Source organism: Paraglaciecola arctica BSs20135 (assembly GCF_000314995.1).
GTDB lineage: Bacteria > Pseudomonadota > Gammaproteobacteria > Enterobacterales > Alteromonadaceae > Paraglaciecola > Paraglaciecola arctica.
Map to the genome: position 1 here is coordinate 1 of NZ_BAEO01000050.1, position 19,739 is coordinate 19,739.

The 19,739-nt window shown below is 40.2% G+C and carries 19 protein-coding genes and 1 riboswitch; of the genes, 6 read left to right on the plus strand and 13 right to left on the minus strand.

Annotated features, from left to right (window positions below):
• Positions 1–203: 203 nt before the first annotated feature.
• Positions 204–1,169: a sensor domain-containing diguanylate cyclase gene (locus GARC_RS15755; RefSeq protein ID WP_007621958.1), complete on the minus strand. Its 966-nt coding sequence runs from the start codon at positions 1,167–1,169 to the stop codon at positions 204–206.
• 271 nt (positions 1,170–1,440) lie between these two features.
• Here GARC_RS15755 and GARC_RS15760 point away from each other — a divergent pair, with 271 nt between their 5' ends.
• Both GARC_RS15760 and GARC_RS15765 read left to right on the plus strand, forming a co-directional pair.
• Positions 1,441–1,797: a hypothetical protein gene (locus tag GARC_RS15760; protein ID WP_007621959.1), complete on the plus strand. Its 357-nt coding sequence runs from the start codon at positions 1,441–1,443 to the stop codon at positions 1,795–1,797.
• A gap of 143 nt (positions 1,798–1,940) precedes the next feature.
• Positions 1,941–2,552: a hypothetical protein gene (locus GARC_RS15765; protein ID WP_007621961.1), complete on the plus strand. Its 612-nt coding sequence runs from the start codon at positions 1,941–1,943 to the stop codon at positions 2,550–2,552.
• A gap of 131 nt (positions 2,553–2,683) precedes the next feature.
• Here GARC_RS15765 and GARC_RS15770 read toward each other — a convergent pair whose 3' ends face one another.
• Positions 2,684–4,438 (minus strand): dipeptidase, encoded by a 1,755-nt coding sequence (locus GARC_RS15770; RefSeq protein WP_007621962.1) that lies wholly within the window; start codon positions 4,436–4,438, stop codon positions 2,684–2,686.
• 280 nt (positions 4,439–4,718) lie between these two features.
• Positions 4,719–6,623 carry a beta-ketoacyl synthase gene (locus GARC_RS15775; protein WP_007621963.1) on the minus strand — a complete coding sequence of 635 codons (1,905 nt, stop codon included), beginning with the start codon at positions 6,621–6,623 and terminating at the stop codon, positions 4,719–4,721.
• Between the two features lie 37 nt (positions 6,624–6,660).
• Between GARC_RS15775 and GARC_RS15780 the strand changes: the two genes are divergently transcribed.
• Positions 6,661–7,758 (plus strand): GlxA family transcriptional regulator, encoded by a 1,098-nt coding sequence (locus tag GARC_RS15780; protein ID WP_007621965.1) that lies wholly within the window; start codon positions 6,661–6,663, stop codon positions 7,756–7,758.
• A 276-nt stretch (positions 7,759–8,034) separates the two neighbouring features.
• Here the strand turns inward: GARC_RS15780 and GARC_RS15785 are convergent, their stop codons facing one another.
• Complete coding sequence (locus GARC_RS15785; protein ID WP_007621969.1) at positions 8,035–8,997, minus strand: hypothetical protein; 963 nt, start codon at positions 8,995–8,997, stop codon at positions 8,035–8,037.
• 150 nt (positions 8,998–9,147) lie between these two features.
• Between GARC_RS15785 and GARC_RS15790 the strand changes: the two genes are divergently transcribed.
• Positions 9,148–9,612: an Lrp/AsnC family transcriptional regulator gene (locus GARC_RS15790; RefSeq protein ID WP_007621971.1), complete on the plus strand. Its 465-nt coding sequence runs from the start codon at positions 9,148–9,150 to the stop codon at positions 9,610–9,612.
• A 105-nt stretch (positions 9,613–9,717) separates the two neighbouring features.
• Here the strand turns inward: GARC_RS15790 and ribB are convergent, their stop codons facing one another.
• The 8 genes from ribB to GARC_RS15830 all read right to left on the minus strand — a co-directional run bounded on the left by ribB (position 9,718) and on the right by GARC_RS15830 (position 16,174).
• Positions 9,718–10,365 carry a 3,4-dihydroxy-2-butanone-4-phosphate synthase gene (gene ribB / locus GARC_RS15795; protein WP_007621973.1) on the minus strand — a complete coding sequence of 216 codons (648 nt, stop codon included), beginning with the start codon at positions 10,363–10,365 and terminating at the stop codon, positions 9,718–9,720.
• A gap of 135 nt (positions 10,366–10,500) precedes the next feature.
• A riboswitch (FMN riboswitch) is annotated at positions 10,501–10,678 on the minus strand.
• Between the two features lie 234 nt (positions 10,679–10,912).
• Positions 10,913–11,950: a fatty acid desaturase gene (locus GARC_RS15800; RefSeq protein ID WP_007621975.1), complete on the minus strand. Its 1,038-nt coding sequence runs from the start codon at positions 11,948–11,950 to the stop codon at positions 10,913–10,915.
• A 581-nt stretch (positions 11,951–12,531) separates the two neighbouring features.
• Positions 12,532–13,320 (minus strand): hypothetical protein, encoded by a 789-nt coding sequence (locus GARC_RS15805; protein ID WP_007621977.1) that lies wholly within the window; start codon positions 13,318–13,320, stop codon positions 12,532–12,534.
• A 5-nt stretch (positions 13,321–13,325) separates the two neighbouring features.
• Positions 13,326–13,835 carry a hypothetical protein gene (locus GARC_RS15810; RefSeq protein WP_007621980.1) on the minus strand — a complete coding sequence of 170 codons (510 nt, stop codon included), beginning with the start codon at positions 13,833–13,835 and terminating at the stop codon, positions 13,326–13,328.
• Positions 13,836–13,838: 3 nt separating this feature from the next.
• Complete coding sequence (locus GARC_RS15815) at positions 13,839–14,321, minus strand: hypothetical protein (protein WP_007621981.1); 483 nt, start codon at positions 14,319–14,321, stop codon at positions 13,839–13,841.
• Positions 14,321–14,707: a hypothetical protein gene (locus GARC_RS15820; protein ID WP_007621982.1), complete on the minus strand. Its 387-nt coding sequence runs from the start codon at positions 14,705–14,707 to the stop codon at positions 14,321–14,323. The genes GARC_RS15815 and GARC_RS15820 overlap by 1 nt, the downstream gene beginning before the upstream one ends.
• A gap of 25 nt (positions 14,708–14,732) precedes the next feature.
• Complete coding sequence (locus tag GARC_RS15825) at positions 14,733–15,596, minus strand: hypothetical protein (RefSeq protein ID WP_007621983.1); 864 nt, start codon at positions 15,594–15,596, stop codon at positions 14,733–14,735.
• A gap of 14 nt (positions 15,597–15,610) precedes the next feature.
• Positions 15,611–16,174: an outer membrane protein assembly factor BamD gene (locus tag GARC_RS15830; RefSeq protein ID WP_007621984.1), complete on the minus strand. Its 564-nt coding sequence runs from the start codon at positions 16,172–16,174 to the stop codon at positions 15,611–15,613.
• A 354-nt stretch (positions 16,175–16,528) separates the two neighbouring features.
• On the opposite strand from GARC_RS15830, the gene GARC_RS15835 reads away from it, so the two are divergent.
• The gene (locus GARC_RS15835; RefSeq protein ID WP_007621986.1) at positions 16,529–18,430 is read left to right on the plus strand and encodes a CocE/NonD family hydrolase; all 1,902 of its coding nucleotides are present in this window, start codon (positions 16,529–16,531) and stop codon (positions 18,428–18,430) included.
• 201 nt (positions 18,431–18,631) lie between these two features.
• Here the strand turns inward: GARC_RS15835 and GARC_RS15840 are convergent, their stop codons facing one another.
• On the minus strand, positions 18,632–18,901 hold the full coding sequence (locus tag GARC_RS15840) for a hypothetical protein (protein WP_007621987.1): 270 nt from the start codon (positions 18,899–18,901) through the stop codon (positions 18,632–18,634).
• A gap of 316 nt (positions 18,902–19,217) precedes the next feature.
• On the opposite strand from GARC_RS15840, the gene GARC_RS15845 reads away from it, so the two are divergent.
• Positions 19,218–19,586: a VOC family protein gene (locus tag GARC_RS15845; RefSeq protein WP_007621989.1), complete on the plus strand. Its 369-nt coding sequence runs from the start codon at positions 19,218–19,220 to the stop codon at positions 19,584–19,586.
• Positions 19,587–19,739 lie beyond the last annotated feature (153 nt).

Genomic DNA, 19,739 nt, shown 5'->3' on the forward strand with positions numbered 1-19,739 from the left:
TCACTTCTTTATGCGGATTGGTATAACAGCCTGTAAATTTTCCTTCTATATTCTGCTTCTTATAGAAAGAATAAGAAAAACGTTATTGTTTTCATAATTTGTGGGGAAATGACTGAACGGAAAGATGATAAGTAATACGCTGCTCAAATTACTCTGTCTTATAAGAATCCAGAGGTAATCGATAATTTATTGCTGACAAATGTTCATTTTTTCGATTCTGCAGTCGCAGTTTCTATAGTAGATTGTGTGGGAGCCACCATGACGACTTGATTGCGGCCATTATGTTTTGCCTTGTACAAAGCTATATCCGATTGATTGTAAAGGTGCTCAAAAGTACAACCGAACCAGCTTTCAATTATTCCTATCGATAGAGTAATATTCACTGGATTGTTGTGATGATTAAAAGTCGTGTCCATAATTTTACTACGTAATCGGTTTATAATATCATCGGCTTTTAAGGCGGTTGTGTCAGGTAATAAAATACCAAACTCTTCACCGCGAATACGCCCAAATTGGTCATATTCGCGTAATGTCTTTTTTATTAGTGCTGACAATTGACGGAGTACATTGTCACCCACTTGATGACCATGTTTGTCATTGATTTTTTTGAAGTAATCAATATCTAATAAACAAAAAGTAAATGTTTGCTTATTTCTTTTATATCGATTGATTTCAGATTTGACATTGCTAATGAAGCTACGTCTATTGGCAATTTTGGTGAGTTCATCGGTTAACGCCAAACTCGTTAATTGATGAGTATTTTTAGACAGTGTCTGTTCAACGACCTTTTGCTTAGTAATATTTTTTGCTTGTAGCAAGAGTTCGCCAGAGGGTAATACTTGTTCAGACATCAGAAACCAGCGTCCATCAACAAGGTCCACTTCAAATATTCGAAACTCTTGAGCCCGCCTTTTGGTTTGCGCGACCTCTAACCATTGCTCAATATCTGCGGTCTCAATTTTAGGACCTTGCTGGTTTTTAAAGGCAATTCGACATTGTTGATTAAAACTCTTACCAATAATTTGCTCGAAATCAATAAACATCAGATCGGCGTAGGCCTGATTGCATCCTATTAAAATATCGTCGGCCGAAAAAATCGCGTATCCATCTTGAGTGACGTTTAGAAAGTCACCTATTCGAGTTGTTAATGTTAAAAATCCGTCTTTCATATTACCTCTAACTGTCTATAAGAAGAATAAACGCTATCCCTAATCGATACAACAAACTTGGATTGTTTAAATGAAGGATCTAGAAAGTGGGCTAGCCCAACCGTTGCCGCGGTTTCTTTTGCGGCATATTTAATGCACCATCATGGGCTAATGTTTATAACGGCAGGCAACTATCAGATGTTTAACTTGTCAATAGTTTGCGCGCTTATCTATAAGTCATTTGAAATAGGGTGTTTAACATAAATGATGGGATATTACACAGAGGTTTCACATGCATAAAGCAACAAAAGCAGCGTTAATATCTGCCCTTGTTTTTCCAGGTTGTGGTCATTTTTATTTGAAAAGTAAACTAAGGGGAGCCGTATTTACTTTGTTTTCTGTAGGATGTTTGTATGTATTACTCACCTATGCAGTGCAAATTGCTAATGATATTAGTGAAAGAATAGTAAGTGGTGACATCCCTTTAAATGTAAACAGTCTTATGGCTGAAATATCTTCGCAACTTAACGGCAGTGCAGGTGACCCAGCACATATCGCAACTATTCTATTATTAATTTGTTGGGGGGTAGCGATTATCGATTCGTTTATACTTGGTCGTAAATTGATGGTGCCCGTTATAAGCCATTAATAAAAGTATCGGGCATAACAAGCTTAAATCAGTTTTTAACTTCTAACTTTTTGTTGTTGATAGTTTATCAATCAATAGACTGGTTAATTTACAATCGCTATGATGCATACAAATTTAACTATCTGATTGTTATGGAGAACACCATGTTTGTTAATTCTGCAGCATTTACTAAAACGGGCTCCCGCCAGCAAGCGATGGGCATAGACTCCCGTAAGGCTTTACTTACTGATCAGTATGGTAATGCAATCGCTTACCCGAAAACGGGTGGCATGATTTCTCCCCAAGAACATCAATTAAAGTCAGGTACCGTGATTTGGCGATTTGCCAGCGGTCAGCTGGATGCCCAGCAAGCCATACTTGGTGGGTGGTGGGTAGAAACCGGTGAATTTCAAAAACTTTGTAGTTTTGCCCAACAAAAAAATATACATGTCGCTATGGCTGCAAGAGTTCTTTGTTGTGTCCCGCCAGAATGGAGTGATATGGGCTTGCTAATGCGCGCTAGGGTTGATAAACCCTTGCTAGCCTATAGAGGCTTAGGTAACAGTGTGTCGGCAGAACACCCTGATGGTTTAGGCAAAGTAAATATGCAACCACATAACAATATTGCCGCTAGACGATTACACCAATTATTTGTTCCTGGACTTGAAATAAGTGCTAATCAAACCCCTGATCAAGTTATTCCAGGGGCACTGGCACTAGAGCGCACTTGGAAAATTAGCAAAGAACAAGCAAATGGTGGGTGGATTTATATTTAAAGGTTTTTTGAAAATCCTGAGCCTAATTGGGAAGCGTAGTCAGAATTAAATGTGTCTGCGCTTCCATCTATTTTTAATGATCGGCAAAGTTGATGCTTATATTATGCTGATCACAACAGTTTAAATCGAGATTATTCTAAACTAGGCATTTGCCCTATTCTTGCAATCATTTCAGTAATAATTTGCAGGTCGAGTAGAAACTGGTTTACGCGTTTAAATTCGTTAGCATTGTGCCCGCTGTATTTTTCATTTGGCATGGCTAATCCAAATTGTACCCCATTGGGTAAGTTATGCACTGATGTGCCGCCACTAGAAGAGCCGAACTCACGAGGCATCGATAAGTTTTCGGTGGCTACATCTAACAAGGCATTTACCCAAGGGCCTTGGGGATTGCGATACATAGGCTTACCTAGGTAAACCGTAAAGTCGACTTTAACGTTTTTGGCTTTTTGCCATATCGCTAATTTATCCAAAATATCTTGTTTGAATGGGTCTGTTTCGCGACCTACTGGAATACGTAAGTTAACACCTAGCTGTAAACGTGAATCATCAAGTTTAATAAGAGTCACAGCGTTGGTCAGTGGCCCCATAAATTCATGTGAAAAATCAATACCCATTGTTTTTCCAAGGTAGCCCAACCCCCAATTATCTGTAATGTAGCCTGCTGCATCAGTAATGTGGTTATGTTTTAAAATCGCATCTTGTTGCTGCACATAGTTGATAAAAGCAAACATTCGGGAAACAGGGTTCACACCAGACTCAGGCTCCGATGAATGAGCTGAAACGCCTTTAACAGTCAGTTCAACACCTTGTGGGTTAGCAATAGCATTGATTGAGAAGTTACCAGCATTGGCTGCAATAAAAGTTTCTGCCAATTTATTGAGTTTATTCGCTAAGGTGGTCGGCATTGGACTGGTAATTTTTGCCACACTTGCCGCTGGAATTTGATTGATAGCTAAACCACCAGTAATGTCTACTATTTCTGCCGTAGCAGCTTGGTTAGCCTGACCTGCTCGCGCTGCAAAGTCAGCCATTATGATACCAAAGCCTTTTTCTGCAATAACGACAGGGTAACCGCCATCCAAAGCCAAGTTATAATTAGGCGTTGGGTTACGTGCAAAATAATAAGGTATCGCGTCTGATGCTGTTTCTTCTGTGGTATCAATTAATAAATTGAAATTGCGTAATAATGGAATGTTTTCTTCTTGGATCACTTTCATTGCGTACAAGGATACTACTATGCCATTTTTGTCATCTTCGGTACCGCGGCCATACATACGATCGCCAATCAGAGTGAGTTTAAAAGGATTGAGCTTAGTGCCATCGTCTAACACCCATAACGACGGATTAACCTGTACAACATCGGCGTGAGCATGAATACCTACTACCTCTTTCGAACTGCCTTTAAGAGAGACTTCAAATACTCGATTGTCGATGTTTCGAAAGGCTAAGTTAAAATCCTTAGCTATAGCGGCTATTGCATCGGCCATTTTATGAAACTGTGGATTATCATGTTGCTCAAGACCTTCCACTCTAAAGGTCGGTATGGCAACTAACTGAGCCAGGGTTTGCATGGCCTCTTGACCGTATTGAGCTCTAGTATATAAACCTAATAAACGTTGTAACTGATTCAGTTCAGTGTCTTGCAAGCTTTCTTTCGCGCGGTACTTCTTAATGGCGAGGACTACTGTTTCTTGTTGTAAAATTAACTTTGATAAAAGCAATTGAGTCAAAAAGTCATCAAATCTATCTGTATCTTGCAGATCGACTTTGTCGATGATCTCCATTGACAATTCAGTCGATAAATTTGTCACAGGTGTCGCAGCATTAACCGTAAAAGCAAAGCCTATAACCAGTAACAAGCTAGCTTTTATAACAATATTCAAAGTACTTCCGTCCCTTTTTTTATAATTAATCAGCTTGCCATCATAACGTGACTTAGGGGGGAACAGGAAATCTTGCAGAAAAAAATGAGGATATGGAGTGATTTTTATCAAAGCAATACTAATAAAGAAGTATTCAGCCCGATGGATGTGGTTTAAAGAAGCTTACTCTGGGTTGCATGAATTTGAAAAAGTATCACTAACGCGGTATTACGCGCTTTGACTAAGTTACGTTTAAAAAAAAGATCAGGTTAAATTAGCCTGATCTTCTTTCTTCTTTTAGTTAAATCATATCTTTAAAACGATTTGTCATGTTTAAGTCAATAGGGTTGGCAAATCCGGGAATACGAATTTCTTGATCTGTCATTTGAATTTCATTCTCGTCTATAAGATCCTGACCAAAATGATAAATGGTATCAAAGTTACCTTGACTGGCTGATAGGTCATAAGCATTTGCTTTTTGGCGAACTTGTTCGCGGCGTGACTCATAACTGGCAATATCTTCAGCGCTGTAACGCTTGGCTAGCATGGTATTGACAACTTGTGGTGATAATAAGGTAGCAGTTGCATTGTTGCCGCCAAAGCCTTTGGAGTTTAGAAACGCCACGTCGACATTACCCGCGCCTTTATCAATATCTGTTAATGATATGTTCAAGCGTTCATCAAAAACATCGTCTGCTACTTTATCTATGGTTTTAATACCTGGAATTAATCCATGTTTAAACACGCCTAGACTCACTACTAGCTGTTCGGCACTAGCGGGTGACAACGGATGGCCCACATAAGCTTTTGCCGCAGTGACGGGCCAATTTTGAATATCAAAAATCTTAGCTACTTCATGAAAAATACGCGATTCTGTGATGCGGTTAGCAGGTGTACTTGAACCATGAGCTTGAATAAATGAACGCTCGCGAACCGACTCGTCACCAACAATAGCGCGGGCCGCAGATACGGCTTTAGCCATAGTGATGTAGTTGCCTGGACCGGGCGCGGAGATGGATTTTTTGTAGCCATCAGCATTAATAAATACATCACTAACCGCGCCATGAATGTCAGCACCTAGTTCTAAGGCTAATGCATCGTCCATTAACACCACGTATTGGGTAGATTCAGCTATAGTAAAACCACAATTTTCTCCGAAAGGACGACTGGCTCGGCGGTGATCAACAGTTTCGGTTTTGTCTAAACGTTTTAAATTGTCTTCACTGGCAAGTGCGCCCATGGTGGCATAGCCATCAATTATTTCTGGCAATATCGGTGCTTCTGCATTGCCTACTACTGCCACTCGGCGCTTGCCATTTTTTATATCTTCAATAGCGGCACTGAGATTATAGAGGAAGCTGGCACAGGCTCCGACAATTGCACTAGTATGGCCAACGCTACCAAGTACATAGGCATTTACAAAGTCAGCTGGCATAGTGTTTAGACCTAAGGGGCACTGCTTAGTGCTTACTCGGCCACCCTTTAGGCGGGACTGTAGCATGCCACCAAAGCCGTTCTCATCCAGTTGCGACATAGCATTACTGGCGTAGACACCTATTTCATCTGGTTTGACGGCATCAACTACCGTTTTCCATTCTATGCCTAATGAACGAATGGCGTCTGATGCCCCCATAATAGCCATTTGTAAGGCGCGAGGATGAAAGCGGGCATTGTAATGATCTGCTGGGTTAAACCCGCTTGGGAGTTGTCCGGCGACCTTTACTGAGCATTCACGGTAACTGTCAGTTTTGAATTCAACATCGCCAAAAATTTCAATTTTAACGTTGTTTTTATCGATATCACTTATCTGCCAATTAGAAGGCAAAGGATCAGGCAGTTGTTTTCGTGTTAATTCAAAACAAATACCTTGTTTATCAGAAGATCGCATTGAGATGTTTTTCTGCCAGTGTACGGCGTCAACATCAAAGTGACTTTTTTCAATTTTCCGAATAAGTGTGGAATTTAAAATTTGCTCCGAAAAACGCTCAACCACTTCTTCTGGAGTCAAAGATTGTTCGTTGCTATCAATAAAGATGCCGTTTTCGCAACGCACTAACTGCATCATTGTGGCCAAACCAAGCAGGGTTTCTTGGCGTTCACCGGCTGGTAAACTCTCTATCACCATACGTTTGTAAGCGTGATGAAATGAACTGCGACCGGCGGCATTAAAACCACCAAATCCAACGATAACGGGTAATGAAGACATAGGTAAAATACCAAAAACTTGAATGGTCAGCAGTGTAATGCCTTGGTTTGTGTTCTGGCAGGGTTATATTGGCCATAAGTTGTGGTGTTTTAGCCAATGTTTCGATATCTTTAGCCAATACTCAGTAAAAATGACTCAACCACTTGTGCATAAAATTACCTTTTTACTTTGCGACAATATGTTGGCGACCAGCACTACCTTGCCTTTTGAAATGTTACGTGCCGCCGAAAGTGCCGCTCGTGCTAAAGGTGGCAGCCAAGTTGAAGCTTGGAAAATTCAAACTACAGCAATAAACAAACAACCAATAAAAACCAGTATTGGTTTTTCATTGTGTCCCGACACTGATCTGGAAGAGGCGGGTAACAGCGATATTATTTACTTACCAGCACTGTGGCGAAACCCTAGACCAATTGTGAAAAAACACCCTGAACTTTTAGAATGGTTACGCAAGGCTTATGAAAATGGCGCCATGATCTCTGCGGTGGGCACCGGATGTTGTTTCTTAGCCGAGGCGGGTTTACTCAACGATAAACCCGCCACTACTCATTGGCATTATTTTGATCAGTTTCAACGGGACTATCCAAGGGTAAAATTGAAGCGCCAATATTTCATTACTCAGGCTGGAAACTTATATTGCTCGGCCAGCGTGAATGCGATGGCTGATCTCACAGTACATTTTGTTAAACGACTATATGGCGAAGCGATAGCCAGTTTTGTGGAGCGAAATTTCTCTCATGAAATTCGCCGCTCCTATGAAAACACCAGTTATTTTGAAGGCAGCACCAAACAGCACCCCGATGAAGATATAGTGCAGGCGCAAATATGGATGCAAGACAATTATAATCGCCAGATTAACTTGAGTGAGGTGGCAAGTCGTTTTGATATGAGCGTGCGTAGCTTTAACCGCCGTTTTAAAAATGCCACCGCGCAAACGCCGCTGCAGTATTTACAACGAGTACGTATAGAAATTGCCAAGGATTTATTACAAACCAGTAATCTAAACGTCAGTGAAGTAGCAGACAAAATTGGTTATCAAGATGTGGGATATTTTACCGCTTTGTTCGTAAAACTACTGGCTACCTCACCTCGAGAATATCGGGCTACAGTGCGCGCTAAATTGTTTACTGCTGATTGAGAACTGCTGACTGGTGCACAGCGGCGGTCAGCGTATCGTGAATTGTTTAGGCATCAGGTTGAGAGATAATTGTTAGAGGATATACGTTTTGCTGCATACAAAAGCATGGTGTTAGGCAGTGATCGATTTATAGTGGAAGTTGAAGCTTTAACGAGTAAAAGACTCACTGAAGGCAAACGTGGCAGATCAGTTGGGAGGAGAAGAGTCAAAAACAATGCTTAATTTGGATCTGACCCTGAGGTATCGACGGCTGACTTATTGGTGACCCTTTTATTCTTACTGAGCGACACTTCGATAAAAGTAACGTTCGCAGAAGTGGTCGTCTAAGCGCTTAGTAAGTTGAGCAATGAGCGCTACGACTAACACCGAAAACACTAGTCGACCCCAGAAAATAGTGGTGAAATCAGCACCAATCAGCATGATAAGCAAGGTATCTTCTATCAAGCTATGAAGTAGATTAAGCAGCATAATTGCGGTAAACACATCTCTTGCAGCAATGTGACCACGCTTTGCCTCACTAATTAATAATCCTCCACCAAAAGATAAGCCTAGTGTAATACCTATGATGGTAAGATTGGTGGCTTCTCTACTGACACCTAGTATTCGCAAGAATGGTCTAAGTAATATGGCCATCAACTTCTCTATGCCTAAAAGTTTCAGTATTTTAAGTGTAAATAGCAACGCAGCTATAACGACAAAAATTATGCCGAAGTTTTTGACTTGATCCAGGCCCCAACCTAAATAACTAGTATCAGTTGAGGTTTCAGTTTGCCACAAAGTTACTGCTGGCTGATTCAAAAAATCCCCGAATTGATAGCTGATGTTTAATAGCCAAGCAAGAAGCAAACTGCCTCCAATTCGAATAACAAGAGTCGCGATGAGGTTAACACCAGCTTTTTTAGCTATCGCGGCTTCAATTGGCAATGAGTGGGCAAGGAGCATCATGCTACCGAGTATCGATACCTGAGCCACCGAGAGCGACATGTCCAGATTAATGAAAACAATCAGACCCGCGTATATGTTAGTCAGAATAGTTGTAGCCCAAACTAAACCGAGTTCTTTGGGTAAGCCAACTAATTCCATAATTGGGCTGAGCCACTCGCTTAATAGAACTATTCCACCCATTTCTTCTATGACTTTGATAATAATGATGATTGGGATCATTATTTTGAATAGAGTGAAAGTAACATCTAAAATATCTCGTGTTAGTTCCTTAAAGAAGTTTTGGACAGCTTGCATGTATTTATTCCATTTGGTGCTTTTTATGGAATTATTTTACATGCTGTCGATGTTCTAGGATTTTCTTATGTGGTGGTATTAATGCTTTAAATTTGTTATTTGTGAATAATTGAGAAATATAAGTGTGTGAAGTTGATTATATGAGAAATTATGAAGGTTGATCGAATTGATAGGGGGATCTTAGTCGCTCTGCAAAGAAATAATCGCATTCCAAACATTGAGCTGGCTGAATTGGTTGGGTTATCCCCTCCAGCATGTTTGAAGCGTGTAAAGCGCCTTAGGGAAGAAGGAGTCATCGTTGGTGATGTGTCCATCATTAACCCTGAATTGGCAGGCAATACCATGACCCTAATTGTATCTGTGGAAATGGAGCGAGATCGGGCGGACATTTATCAAGTGTTTAGAACGTCGATATTGAAAGCCCCTGAAGTGACGCAGAGCTATCAAATTTCAGGCAGCTACGATTTTATGTTAGTTGTAACGGTGAAAGATATTCAGAGTTATGAACATTTTGTCGAACGTGTATTACATACTGATTTAAATATCCGTAAGTTCCATACTTCCGTATCTTTGCGGACAGTGAAATTTAGTACTGAGATTGAGTTAGAAGAATAAAGCTAAATCGTGATCGTCCAAATTAATCGTTTTATCTCAACGTTTTTACTTTATGGTTGAAAAGTGAATCAAGCCACTGTTTCAAATGGCTTGATTCAAAACTAACTAACGGTTCAGGTTCAAGGAACGATATTTAACTATATCTTCAATGCTCAAAACTACCATTTCATGTTTTATGGCAAACTGACATATTTCAGGTAACCTTGCCATTGTTCCATCTTTATTGGTCAATTCGCATAAAATTCCTTTCGAATTTAATCCTGCAAGTTTGAGCAAATCTAAAGTCCCTTCTGTATGACCTCTTCTAGAAAGTACGCCACCTGAATCAGCAAGAAGGGGGAATATGTGACCGGGAGTGTTAAGATCATCGGCTTTATTATGCGGATTGGCCGCTGTTTTAAGCGTGTGGATCCTATCTGCTGCCGAAACCCCTGTTGTAACGCCATGCTTGGCCTCAATTGAAACAGTATAAGCTGTTTTATTACGGCTGGTATTAACTGCTACCATTTGCGGTAGGTTAAGCCGATCCACATCACTTTGCTCTAAAACTAAACAAACAATACCGCTACACTCGCGGATCATCATTGCCATTTGTTGTTGAGTAATATGTTGGGTTGAAAAAATAAGATCGCCTTCATTTTCGCGATCTTCATCGTCTACTAACAATAAACCTTTACCGGATTGAAGTGCATTTATTGCAGACTCGACCCTTTGAAAGGCTGTTCCAAATTGACTAAGTAGTGACTGACTCATGGTAAATTTCCTCTTTAGTTACCAGAATCAGGGCGCAAAGAGATACAGAAAGCTATTTTCTGTAAACAAACGATTCGTTTAGCCCTCAGTTATGATACGGGGAAACCGTTCAACTGTTCGCTAAAAAATGGATTGCCTTAAACTCTCTCATCCGGACTATAACCGTCGGCTCTGGAGTCACACCAGATCTGCTGACCTCCTATTGCTAAATAAAACCAATAAGAGCGCTCGCGGGCTACCTTAAAATAAATCAGGAGTGACTCATTGTTAAGTTACCGCCGGTGGGGAATTTCGCCCCGCCCTGAGATTAAAACATTATGTATGCGGCCAATATTGCCGCGCGGAGGATTTTACTGAGGAATTATTCTGTGCGCAATAGCAGATTTACCAAGAAAATGCTTAGAATTCAGAATCCTAAATGAAGTACATAATCAATTAGGCGCTACACATCCAATCAGGATCTAAGTGTTCTTAGAGTCAAAATATTAATATGGGTGTCTTGATAAATCGCTTTGTTGCGGTCAGGGCCAAGCCATTCAAATAACTACTATGTTGATAACTTGGGCGAGTTAACTAAATTCTCACTGTTTTTATAGTAATTTGCCGCAAGGATACTGGCCAAATCATTAAATTTCACACCCTTATTTTTCAATAATACATTTACTTGTTTACTGATTGTTTGGCGAATATAAAAAGGTTGATTAGGTACAAAATGGTGAATGGTATGTGTGTTGCCAAAATTAAAACAAAACCACTGGAATGGCACAAAAGCCCAATGATTTAATACCTGAGTTTGCTGTAATAAATTATACCCGGCACCATAATAATGCATTGATGATGTTATAAAGTTTAAGCATGCTGAGCGTAAAAAGTTTGGGGCTACCCATACCACTACTGCAATATTAATCCATTGCATCAACGTTATTAGCCAAGCAGGATGAGTCATCACAATCGCAGTGTTATCAACAATAAAATTAAGACCATGAAAAAGTAAAAAGCTATAAATAGTCAGGTAATAAATTGTGGCGAAGGGCAGGCTGGCGTTTAATATTTTAAAAAAACTATAACCTTTAATTTCACGAGAAAACTGTTTGCTGCGAATGATTAACCCGAGTAATCCATCACAAACCACTAAGAGTCTTAACAAATGACTCTTTATCCCATTTCCCACTAAACGTTCTTCAATATCTTGAGGTGTACCTGAAGTTTTATGATGGTTTAAATGAATGCTTTTGCGGTACCAAGGGTTGATGGTATTTGGCCTAATTATCCAAACCATAAACATCATAAAATGATACATCGCTGGGTTTGACTTGAAGTATTGATGATGAATTAAATCGTGCTCTATTTCGTGAGCAATAGAAGCACTTAAAGCGGCAATAATAATGCAACACCATGCAGGGATAATTGCATTAAAGTACAACCAACCAGCAGTAATAAAACCACATACAGACAGCAAAAGCAGCCCTAAGCCTAAGGCATTTTGTTGCGCTAAAAAAGGGTGATTAATACGTAAGGTGTTTTCTTGATTTTTTATAAAAGTAACAATTTCTCTAATGATCTTTTTATCGGGGGTGCTGTGCATGTTTTTCCATCATCAATTCTTTAAAAAGCGAATAACCAATAAGTTGAAGGGTACAGGCATTAAAAGGATATGTCTGTGCACTAATGCTGCATTCACATTATTAACTGCATAGTCTCTTGTATGGTGAAAAGTTCAGGGTACACATTGATCCTGCAGGGGCAGGGGCAGTATTCGAACATTCAGTTGTATGACTAAAATATTAATATGGGTGTCTTGATAAGTCTATATGGGTGTCTTGATAAGTCCTTCCAGAAAGATAAGTTGTGCGTTGACTTCGGGGGAGTGTCCATATATGTCTTGATAAGTCTCACGTCATTCCCTCGGAGGAGGGAACCCACTAACATTTACCGTGCAGCCAATTTAAATCTTTTAAAAATAGTATGATATTTGTGTATTTCAATCAATTTTAACTTTGGAAATAAGATACTTTATTGAAATCTATAGATGTTGTTGGAGGTTCCCGCCTTCGCGGGAATGACGGGGTATATACGGGCGGATGTCACCATCCGCTTATTCAGTTTTTGAAACAGTCAGCAGGTATTAATCGTATGACCGCTCATCGCTCGTTTCTGCCCCTCAGGTTAATCACACTTGCCCTGATAAAGCTCCCAACTGCCTATTATCGTTTGGTTGTTAAGTTGGATATTATTTAGAAGTAGTGTTTGATTAGTCACTTGATAGTTTGCTCTTAGATTAACTAGTGGTGCTCCTTTGAGTGTGTTAGCTAAGTGTTGTGATAAGCGAAAATCAATCTCCCGTGGAAACAACCTTATGGCGGTGCCAGTTAAGGCATATGCATTCAACCAATGTTGTTCTTTGTTCGACAAATTACCTTGGGCAACACGTATCCAGTCACTGTAATTACTTAAATTAATCTGATGAACTTTTGTGTGATTGACTTTATTAAGAATGTTGCCGTTTAATACCGCAAACTGCATACCCGCACATTGGTACATAAAGTCTAGGGCTGCTTGCTGTTGCTTGGATTGTTGCGGCCAGGCAATTTGAATATCTACCCCTTGATTGCTTAGTTGTTTGTAGACTTGCTCAATCTGCTGTTTGTCGTCTGGTGGTGTTTGTTTTACTTTTTTAAGGACTGGCTCAGGCGACTGCTGAACAGGCTTTGCAACTGTGACTACTTTTGACGTTTGTGGTTTGGTTGTTGGCTTAGATTTTGGCACAGGCGGCAACGTTAGTTGTTCGAGGATAATGTTTTTAGGTAGTGGCTTGACGCTAGTTTTTTGCTTTTTTTCAATTGGATTATCTTCATATTGGGACATCACACTTGCCAGCCACAGTATAAAAACAACAGTCAACAAGCTGCGTAATACAAAACTCGCTGGCCATTTATTGTTTTGCAAAAGGTGCATCTGGCTCAGTTTACCAATGCTTGTAATGAAGACATTTCCATTTTATCTGCAATGTCTTGTAACTTAGCCTGACGTTTGCGTTGTAACTGCTTATTTGAGTTAGCTGCAAGTGCTGCTGGTTTAGGTGTGTTTACACTATTATTTTGCTCTGTTGTATAGGTTTCCAAAGCTTCTTCGGTCTGATTATATGGGTGTAACGTCACAACACCATCTGAGGCATTTTGTGGTTGCTTTTGTGCAATGCGCCCCATGATCAACTCATTTTCAAGCTCGGCAATGCGGTTTTCGAGTTGATCAATTTGAGCCTGTTGCTTTTGGCCAAAGTTTTGAGCTAATTCACTCACTTTATTTTCGATCGACTGTATAACTTGTGTGCTGACGTCTGCTACTTTTGGGACTTCTTGTTGAATTTCTAATTCAGGTTCACTTTCTTCCATCCAGGCTTTGCCTGCTGGAGTTTGCAAAATCAAATATACTGAACCAAGTAGTGCAGCAATAAAAAATAGGGTTTTCATAGGTTATTCCTTCTCAATTTTGGTATATCGCAAGCTTACCCAAGCACGCAAAATAGCCGAGCTAGGTAGGCCTACTACTGTGGTCATAAAAGCCATCGAAAATTGTTTGGTTAGCTCACCAATAATGTCATTCACTGAGCTTGGCGTGAGTGGTTGCTCTGATAATGTGCCTATGCCTAAGCTGATACCTAGCAAGGTGAAGGTTAAGGCCAATGTCGAAATGCCATTTGCTGCTTGTAAACCAGCGTCGTACAAAAACTCGTTGTTTTTACCGGCTTTAATGGATGCACCTGCCACCACCGCCAGAGAAAACAAAGCACTGAAGATGATCACAAAACTCCAACTAAAGACGTTCTGTAACCAAGTCACTAAATCTAACACCGGCATTTGCGTGAGATAACTGGCTACTGCCAACAAGATAATGCCAGTGCCAAAAAATAGCCCGATTGCATTACTGGTTGAGGGCAGCGCTTTCAAAGCCAACATTATCTGTGACCCGCTTTAGCAGATAAAATACTCTTTGTGGTTAAGTGCACTTCTGACAGCCAATGAGACATAGGTGGCTGGCTTTTTTCGGCGCTTGAATGCACTAAAAACGTCAGTTCGTATTTGTTAAAAGCATTTTGTGCCAGCGCACTATTGCTAGACGTGACTCTGTCGTCACGCAACACCATACGCTCAATATCAACCAAGCGACGATAGATGTTCTGTACCTTTTGTTGACGTTGTGCCAAGTCCAGCGAACTATCAAGCTGAGCATTTAATAATGCTGCTCGTTCTCTTTCTAAATTTTCTAAGCTAAACAAGCTATTCGCAAAAGATGCAGTACTAAGTAAGCTGGTGATAGTGGCAATAACAAGTGTGATTTTCATGGTTGCTTCCTATTAAAAAATGCTTTTATAAAAACAAGTCGGCAACATCTGCCGGTTTAGTGCGATTACGTTGCGTTAACTGTGTATCTTCATCGCCATAGCTGATTTCATATTCCAATGACTGTGCATCTAAGGCGACCAACTTCGCCATATAACTAAACATCAGGGCTTCTTGATCTAGCAGTGATTGCTCGGTAGAGGCTTGCATCAACAACTGGCGAACATATTCTTCGCTGGTCACTTCTACGTCACCCAAAGTGGGGGAGGCATTAGCTTTGTGCTCGGATATGGCATTTTTTAAGGCTTCTACTTTTGCCAAGTTCAAAGCAAATTCATCAGCATAGGGTGAACGTTGATCTAGGCCTTTGTGCATTAAACTGCTATCTACTTGAGCCATAACGTTTTGCATTCTTTCACGGGCTTGTGCTTGTTTTTGTTTAAGCTGATACACCTCGTCTTTTGAAATTCGACCATTTTTATTACGTAATTTCCCGAGTACAGTTTCATATAAGTTTTGTTTTTTAGTTAATGCGTTTTGACGCAGGCCTTGGGCCTCTTGCATTAAGTCCAAATACTCAGATTTTTGTTGTACCAACTCAAAACGCTGATTAATTAATTCTTCTCCTTCACTGTCGGCTATCAACTCTCCTAGAGATTTCAGCTGCGAAAGTTTGTCTTGCATATGTTGCTCAAGCTCGACTAAATGCAAGGCCATAGGTGAGGCTTCGAAGTCTTGTTGGATACGTTTTTCAATAATGTTGGCAGGTAACTTGATTAACTTATCACTAGCCACGGGATCCCAGTTTCTGCCTTCACTGGCTAACACTAAGTGTGTGCAACTAAGGCTTATAGTTAAAATAAGGGATGACATAATTTTAGGTGTGTTCATATCACATACTCCTGTTAGTGGCTTAGCCAGTGTTGTTGACGCTCAATTTCAGCCCGTAAATCAGCACTGATGTTTAAAGCTGCCAACTGATGGCGAGATAATTTTTGTTGTTCGAGTAAAGCGGTGGCGGTATCAAAAAATGAGCTGTAGTCGGCGAAATACAGGTCCTTATTTGGGAATTTTGATTGGGTTTTTCTTAGAGCAACATTTGCCGCGTCTATATCGCCGCCTTTCACTAGGTTTAGCACCGACAGCGCCATTAAACGTAAGGCTTTGTCTGCGTCAGGATGACCCTTAGGAAACTGAATGCCATTCACACAGCGCAACATCGCGTTAGCAGAAGCTAAATATTGTGCCGGCTGTCCAGATTGTTGCGCAAAATTATCCATTTCCATTGCCTGCTGTTCACAGGCCCCATCAATAGACTGGTAATAATCATTGCTTATGTAGTGGCTGTTGTTGCTAATGGGCAAGCTTGGCTCACTTTTAGTGGTTGACGAACAGCCACTAATAAACGCGGCCGCTAAAATCACAGTCAGCACTCTAATGGCATGTTTGCTTGATAAAAAGTAGGTCATAAATAACTCCTGTTACTGTTGTAACTTTGGCTATAAAAACCTTTGGGGAGTTTTTACTATGATTGAGGGAATTTAGTTAAAAAACATAGATACCAATGTGCATAGCCTAAGTTTTAAAAAGCTAAAAGCTCGAAACTTTCTTTACCACAAACCGAAACGTTTCCACTCGACTCCGAGGGGCAGCTTTAGAGCTTATGTTTAACTACAAGGCAAAGTCCAATGAGGTAATTAGCTAACAACTGTTCGCTATAGTGATGAACTTCAACATTTTTCTCTTAGAATACAAACTCAAGCCATAGTAGTATTGAATGTATGGCGAAAAACGTCGCCACTTCAATCATAAAGGATAACTAAATGAATAAGAAAACCTTATTAGGGTTCATTGCTTTGTGTTGTTGCATCATGTTGACAACATTCGCACAAGCGGCAGATACCAAAGAGCCAGATAAAAGAGCCGAATATATTCGTTCTCATTACGCTAAATATGAATATCAAATTCCTATGCGTGATGGAGTGAAACTGTTTACCTCTGTTTACATCCCATACGATAAATCAACTGAATATCCAATGATGATGCAACGTACTCCCTACCGTGTTGCCCCTTATGGTGCGGATAAATATAAAACTAAATTAGGGCCAAGTGACATTTTCGAAAAAGATGGCTTCATTTTTGTTTTTCAAGATGTACGCGGCAAATTTATGTCTGAAGGTGAGTATGTCAATATGCGCCCACAAGACGCAAATGATAAAGGTGGTAAAGCCACCGATGATGCCACAGATACTTATGACACTATCGATTGGTTGGTTAAAAACGTTCCTAATAATAACGGCAAAGTGGGCATGTGGGGCACTTCTTACCCCGGTTATTATACTTCAGTAGCGGCTATCAATAGCCATAAAGCACTTAAGGCGATTTCTCCTCAAGCGCCAATAGCTAACTGGTTTTATGATGATTTTCATCGAAATGGTGCATTTTCTACACCTATGGCGTTTATTTTCTTCGATACTTTCGATAAACAGCGTGAAGGGCAGTTTGCCTATTGGCCTAAAGGTATGGATCCCATTACGCCTGATGGTTATGATTTTTTCCGTAACTTGGGTCCATTAAGTAACGTTAACAAAAATTATTTTAACGGTGAACGTCCATTCTGGAATGAATTAACTGAACATCCCAATTACGATGAATATTGGCAGGCGCGTAATGTATTACAGCATCTTAACAATGTTAAACCGGCGACCTTAGTTGTAGGCGGCTGGTATGACACTGAAGATCTATATGGTCCACTGGAAACCTATCAAACCATGTCCAAGGGCAATAAAAAGGACAATGTTCATATCATCATGGGACCTTGGTACCACGGCCAGTGGAATGCCAAAGATGGAAGCAAAATGGGTGAAGCTCAGTTTGGTTTTAATACCAGTGAATGGTTTCAAGAAAGAATTTTACTGCCATTTTTCAAACAAAATCTAAAAGATGCTAAAAAAGACAAAGACAATAAAGCAGTCTCTTTAGCTCAAGCAACTATGTTCGAAACCGGTGCTAACCGCTGGCGTGAATTTGATACTTGGCCTCCTAAACAAGGTAAAGATGTGGTGCTGTATATGGGGGCTAATGAAAAACTCCTAGATCACAAAGAATCTAAAGGTGGTTCTAGCGATTATATCAGTGATCCAAACAAACCTGTTCCTCACTCAGATAAAGTAAGTCGTGGTTGGGATCGTCCTTATATGGCTGAAGATCAACGTTTTACCGCTCGTCGCTCTGATGTTTTAGTATTTAATGACGAAGTGGCAACCGAAGATCAAACCATTGCGGGCTCAATTGATATTAATCTGTGGGTTTCTACCGATCAGAGTGCTGGCGATTTTGTAGTTAAATTAGTGGATGTATTTCCCGGTATGGATGAATCCACTAATAAAGTAGATAAAGAAACGGGTAACCGTCATGAGTTAGTTCGTTGGGGCATTATTCGTGGACGTTTCAGAAACAGCATGAGCACACCAGAACCCTTTGAACCTAACAAACCAACACTGGTTAAATTTGAACTCTTGGATGTATTGCACACCATCAAACGTGGGCATAAATTACAAATTCAGGTACAAAGTAGCATGTTCCCGTTTATGGATATGAACCCACAAAAATACGTCGACAATATCTTTAAAGCTAAAGCAGAGGACTATGTTAAAGCACAACATAAGCTTTATCACAGCGAACAATATCCAAGCTCGATAGGGTTTAAAGTGATTGCTCAATAATCGATATTTGTAATCAATGTATTGGTTTTTGAATTAGGTGCTTGGATAATTTAGCTACGAGCTAACGGATTGGCAGCATAACTATAAAAACGCCTTAATTGGCGTTTTTTGTTGTTTAAAGTTGAATCTGCCGGAGAATAGACCTTGTACTTCTTTGAATAATGAATCCGTTAGGCTATTGGTCGACAAGGATTTTTGTTCTTAAACTGCATACCCCATGCGGTGTAAAAAACTTAACAAGATATTTTCTTTAATTGGCGGTTTATTTTTAGTCGCTGCTTTTTTTGAATGACTTTTAGAGGCGTTCATTTGATTACGCTTGGCAGTAGCGTTTTTTAATTCGCTGCGTCTTTCTTGAGCTGCATTCGCTTTAGCAACAAAACTCGCGCGGGTACTTGGGTCCATATCTTCAAAGACGCCTTTGACGCGACTTCTGCGAACTGTACCGGTCGATTTAGGTGAACTACACATATACACTCCTAGAAATAGTATTTGCTACATACAAATAGACCTTAGATATCGAATATTATTTCAATAACTTAAAGTGTTTTCACTTTTGCGTGTCGACTGAAACGTCGCTATATAGGTAAGAATTGTGGATGGATTTAGGTATTAAAGCTGCTGAACTTTCATCTCAGCCCATATTAGATTTATTCCGTATGCCTATTTTAACTAAGCATTTAGGCTAAACTGACTTACCTCCCCAAAAAATAAAACTGTTGTTATATACAGTAGTTTTGTGTCATTATTTTTCTGAACTTAACTAAATAATAAATGGAGAATAGAAATGATTGGATATGTAACCTTAGGCACAAACGATATGGAAACCAGCGCAAAATTTTACGATGCACTATTAGCAGAATTAGGCGCTAAACGTTTTATGGAAGCTGATACATTTATAGCTTGGGCGACGGCACCAGATCAACCTAGTGTTGCCATCAGTAAACCTGCTGACGGCAAAGTTGCCACAGTAGGCAATGGAGTCATGGTGGCACTAATGGCAGAAAACCCGCAACAGGTTGATGCCTTATATGCCAAAGCCATTGAGTTGGGGGCAACGGATGAAGGTGCGGCAGGGCCTAGAGGAGAGGGATTTTACGCCGGGTATTTTCGTGATTTAGACGGTAATAAACTTAATTTTTTCTGCATGACCTAAGTGTAACTAATTAGCACAGCACTCAGCGTCTGCAATCTGCTATAACCGCTAAGTCGGCCAGCGAGCCATGTCTGTCGGGTATTGGCACATGGCCGATTACGGAAAATCATTGTGGGCGAAAAGCAGTAAGTAATAAAGAGACAAAAGCGTTTC

Bases quoted from the DNA above. Each gene is read 5' to 3' on its own strand.
- GARC_RS15820 (WP_007621982.1), bottom strand. From the start codon at position 14,707: ATGAAAATCACACTTGTTATTGCCACTATCACCAGCTTACTTAGTACT.
- GARC_RS15785 (WP_007621969.1), bottom strand. From the start codon at position 8,997: ATGCAAGCTGTCCAAAACTTCTTTAAGGAACTAACACGAGATATTTTA.
- GARC_RS15835 (WP_007621986.1), top strand. From the start codon at position 16,529: ATGAATAAGAAAACCTTATTAGGGTTCATTGCTTTGTGTTGTTGCATC.
- GARC_RS15760 (WP_007621959.1), top strand. From the start codon at position 1,441: ATGCATAAAGCAACAAAAGCAGCGTTAATATCTGCCCTTGTTTTTCCA.
- GARC_RS15810 (WP_007621980.1), bottom strand. From the start codon at position 13,835: ATGAAAACCCTATTTTTTATTGCTGCACTACTTGGTTCAGTATATTTG.
- GARC_RS15790 (WP_007621971.1), top strand. From the start codon at position 9,148: ATGAAGGTTGATCGAATTGATAGGGGGATCTTAGTCGCTCTGCAAAGA.
- GARC_RS15755 (WP_007621958.1), bottom strand. From the start codon at position 1,169: ATGAAAGACGGATTTTTAACATTAACAACTCGAATAGGTGACTTTCTA.
- GARC_RS15805 (WP_007621977.1), bottom strand. From the start codon at position 13,320: ATGCACCTTTTGCAAAACAATAAATGGCCAGCGAGTTTTGTATTACGC.
- GARC_RS15775 (WP_007621963.1), bottom strand. From the start codon at position 6,623: ATGTCTTCATTACCCGTTATCGTTGGATTTGGTGGTTTTAATGCCGCC.
- GARC_RS15765 (WP_007621961.1), top strand. From the start codon at position 1,941: ATGTTTGTTAATTCTGCAGCATTTACTAAAACGGGCTCCCGCCAGCAA.
- GARC_RS15845 (WP_007621989.1), top strand. From the start codon at position 19,218: ATGATTGGATATGTAACCTTAGGCACAAACGATATGGAAACCAGCGCA.
- ribB (WP_007621973.1), bottom strand. From the start codon at position 10,365: ATGAGTCAGTCACTACTTAGTCAATTTGGAACAGCCTTTCAAAGGGTC.
- GARC_RS15800 (WP_007621975.1), bottom strand. From the start codon at position 11,950: ATGCACAGCACCCCCGATAAAAAGATCATTAGAGAAATTGTTACTTTT.
- GARC_RS15780 (WP_007621965.1), top strand. From the start codon at position 6,661: ATGCCTTGGTTTGTGTTCTGGCAGGGTTATATTGGCCATAAGTTGTGG.
- GARC_RS15830 (WP_007621984.1), bottom strand. From the start codon at position 16,174: ATGACCTACTTTTTATCAAGCAAACATGCCATTAGAGTGCTGACTGTG.
- GARC_RS15815 (WP_007621981.1), bottom strand. From the start codon at position 14,321: ATGTTGGCTTTGAAAGCGCTGCCCTCAACCAGTAATGCAATCGGGCTA.
- GARC_RS15825 (WP_007621983.1), bottom strand. From the start codon at position 15,596: ATGAACACACCTAAAATTATGTCATCCCTTATTTTAACTATAAGCCTT.
- GARC_RS15840 (WP_007621987.1), bottom strand. From the start codon at position 18,901: ATGTGTAGTTCACCTAAATCGACCGGTACAGTTCGCAGAAGTCGCGTC.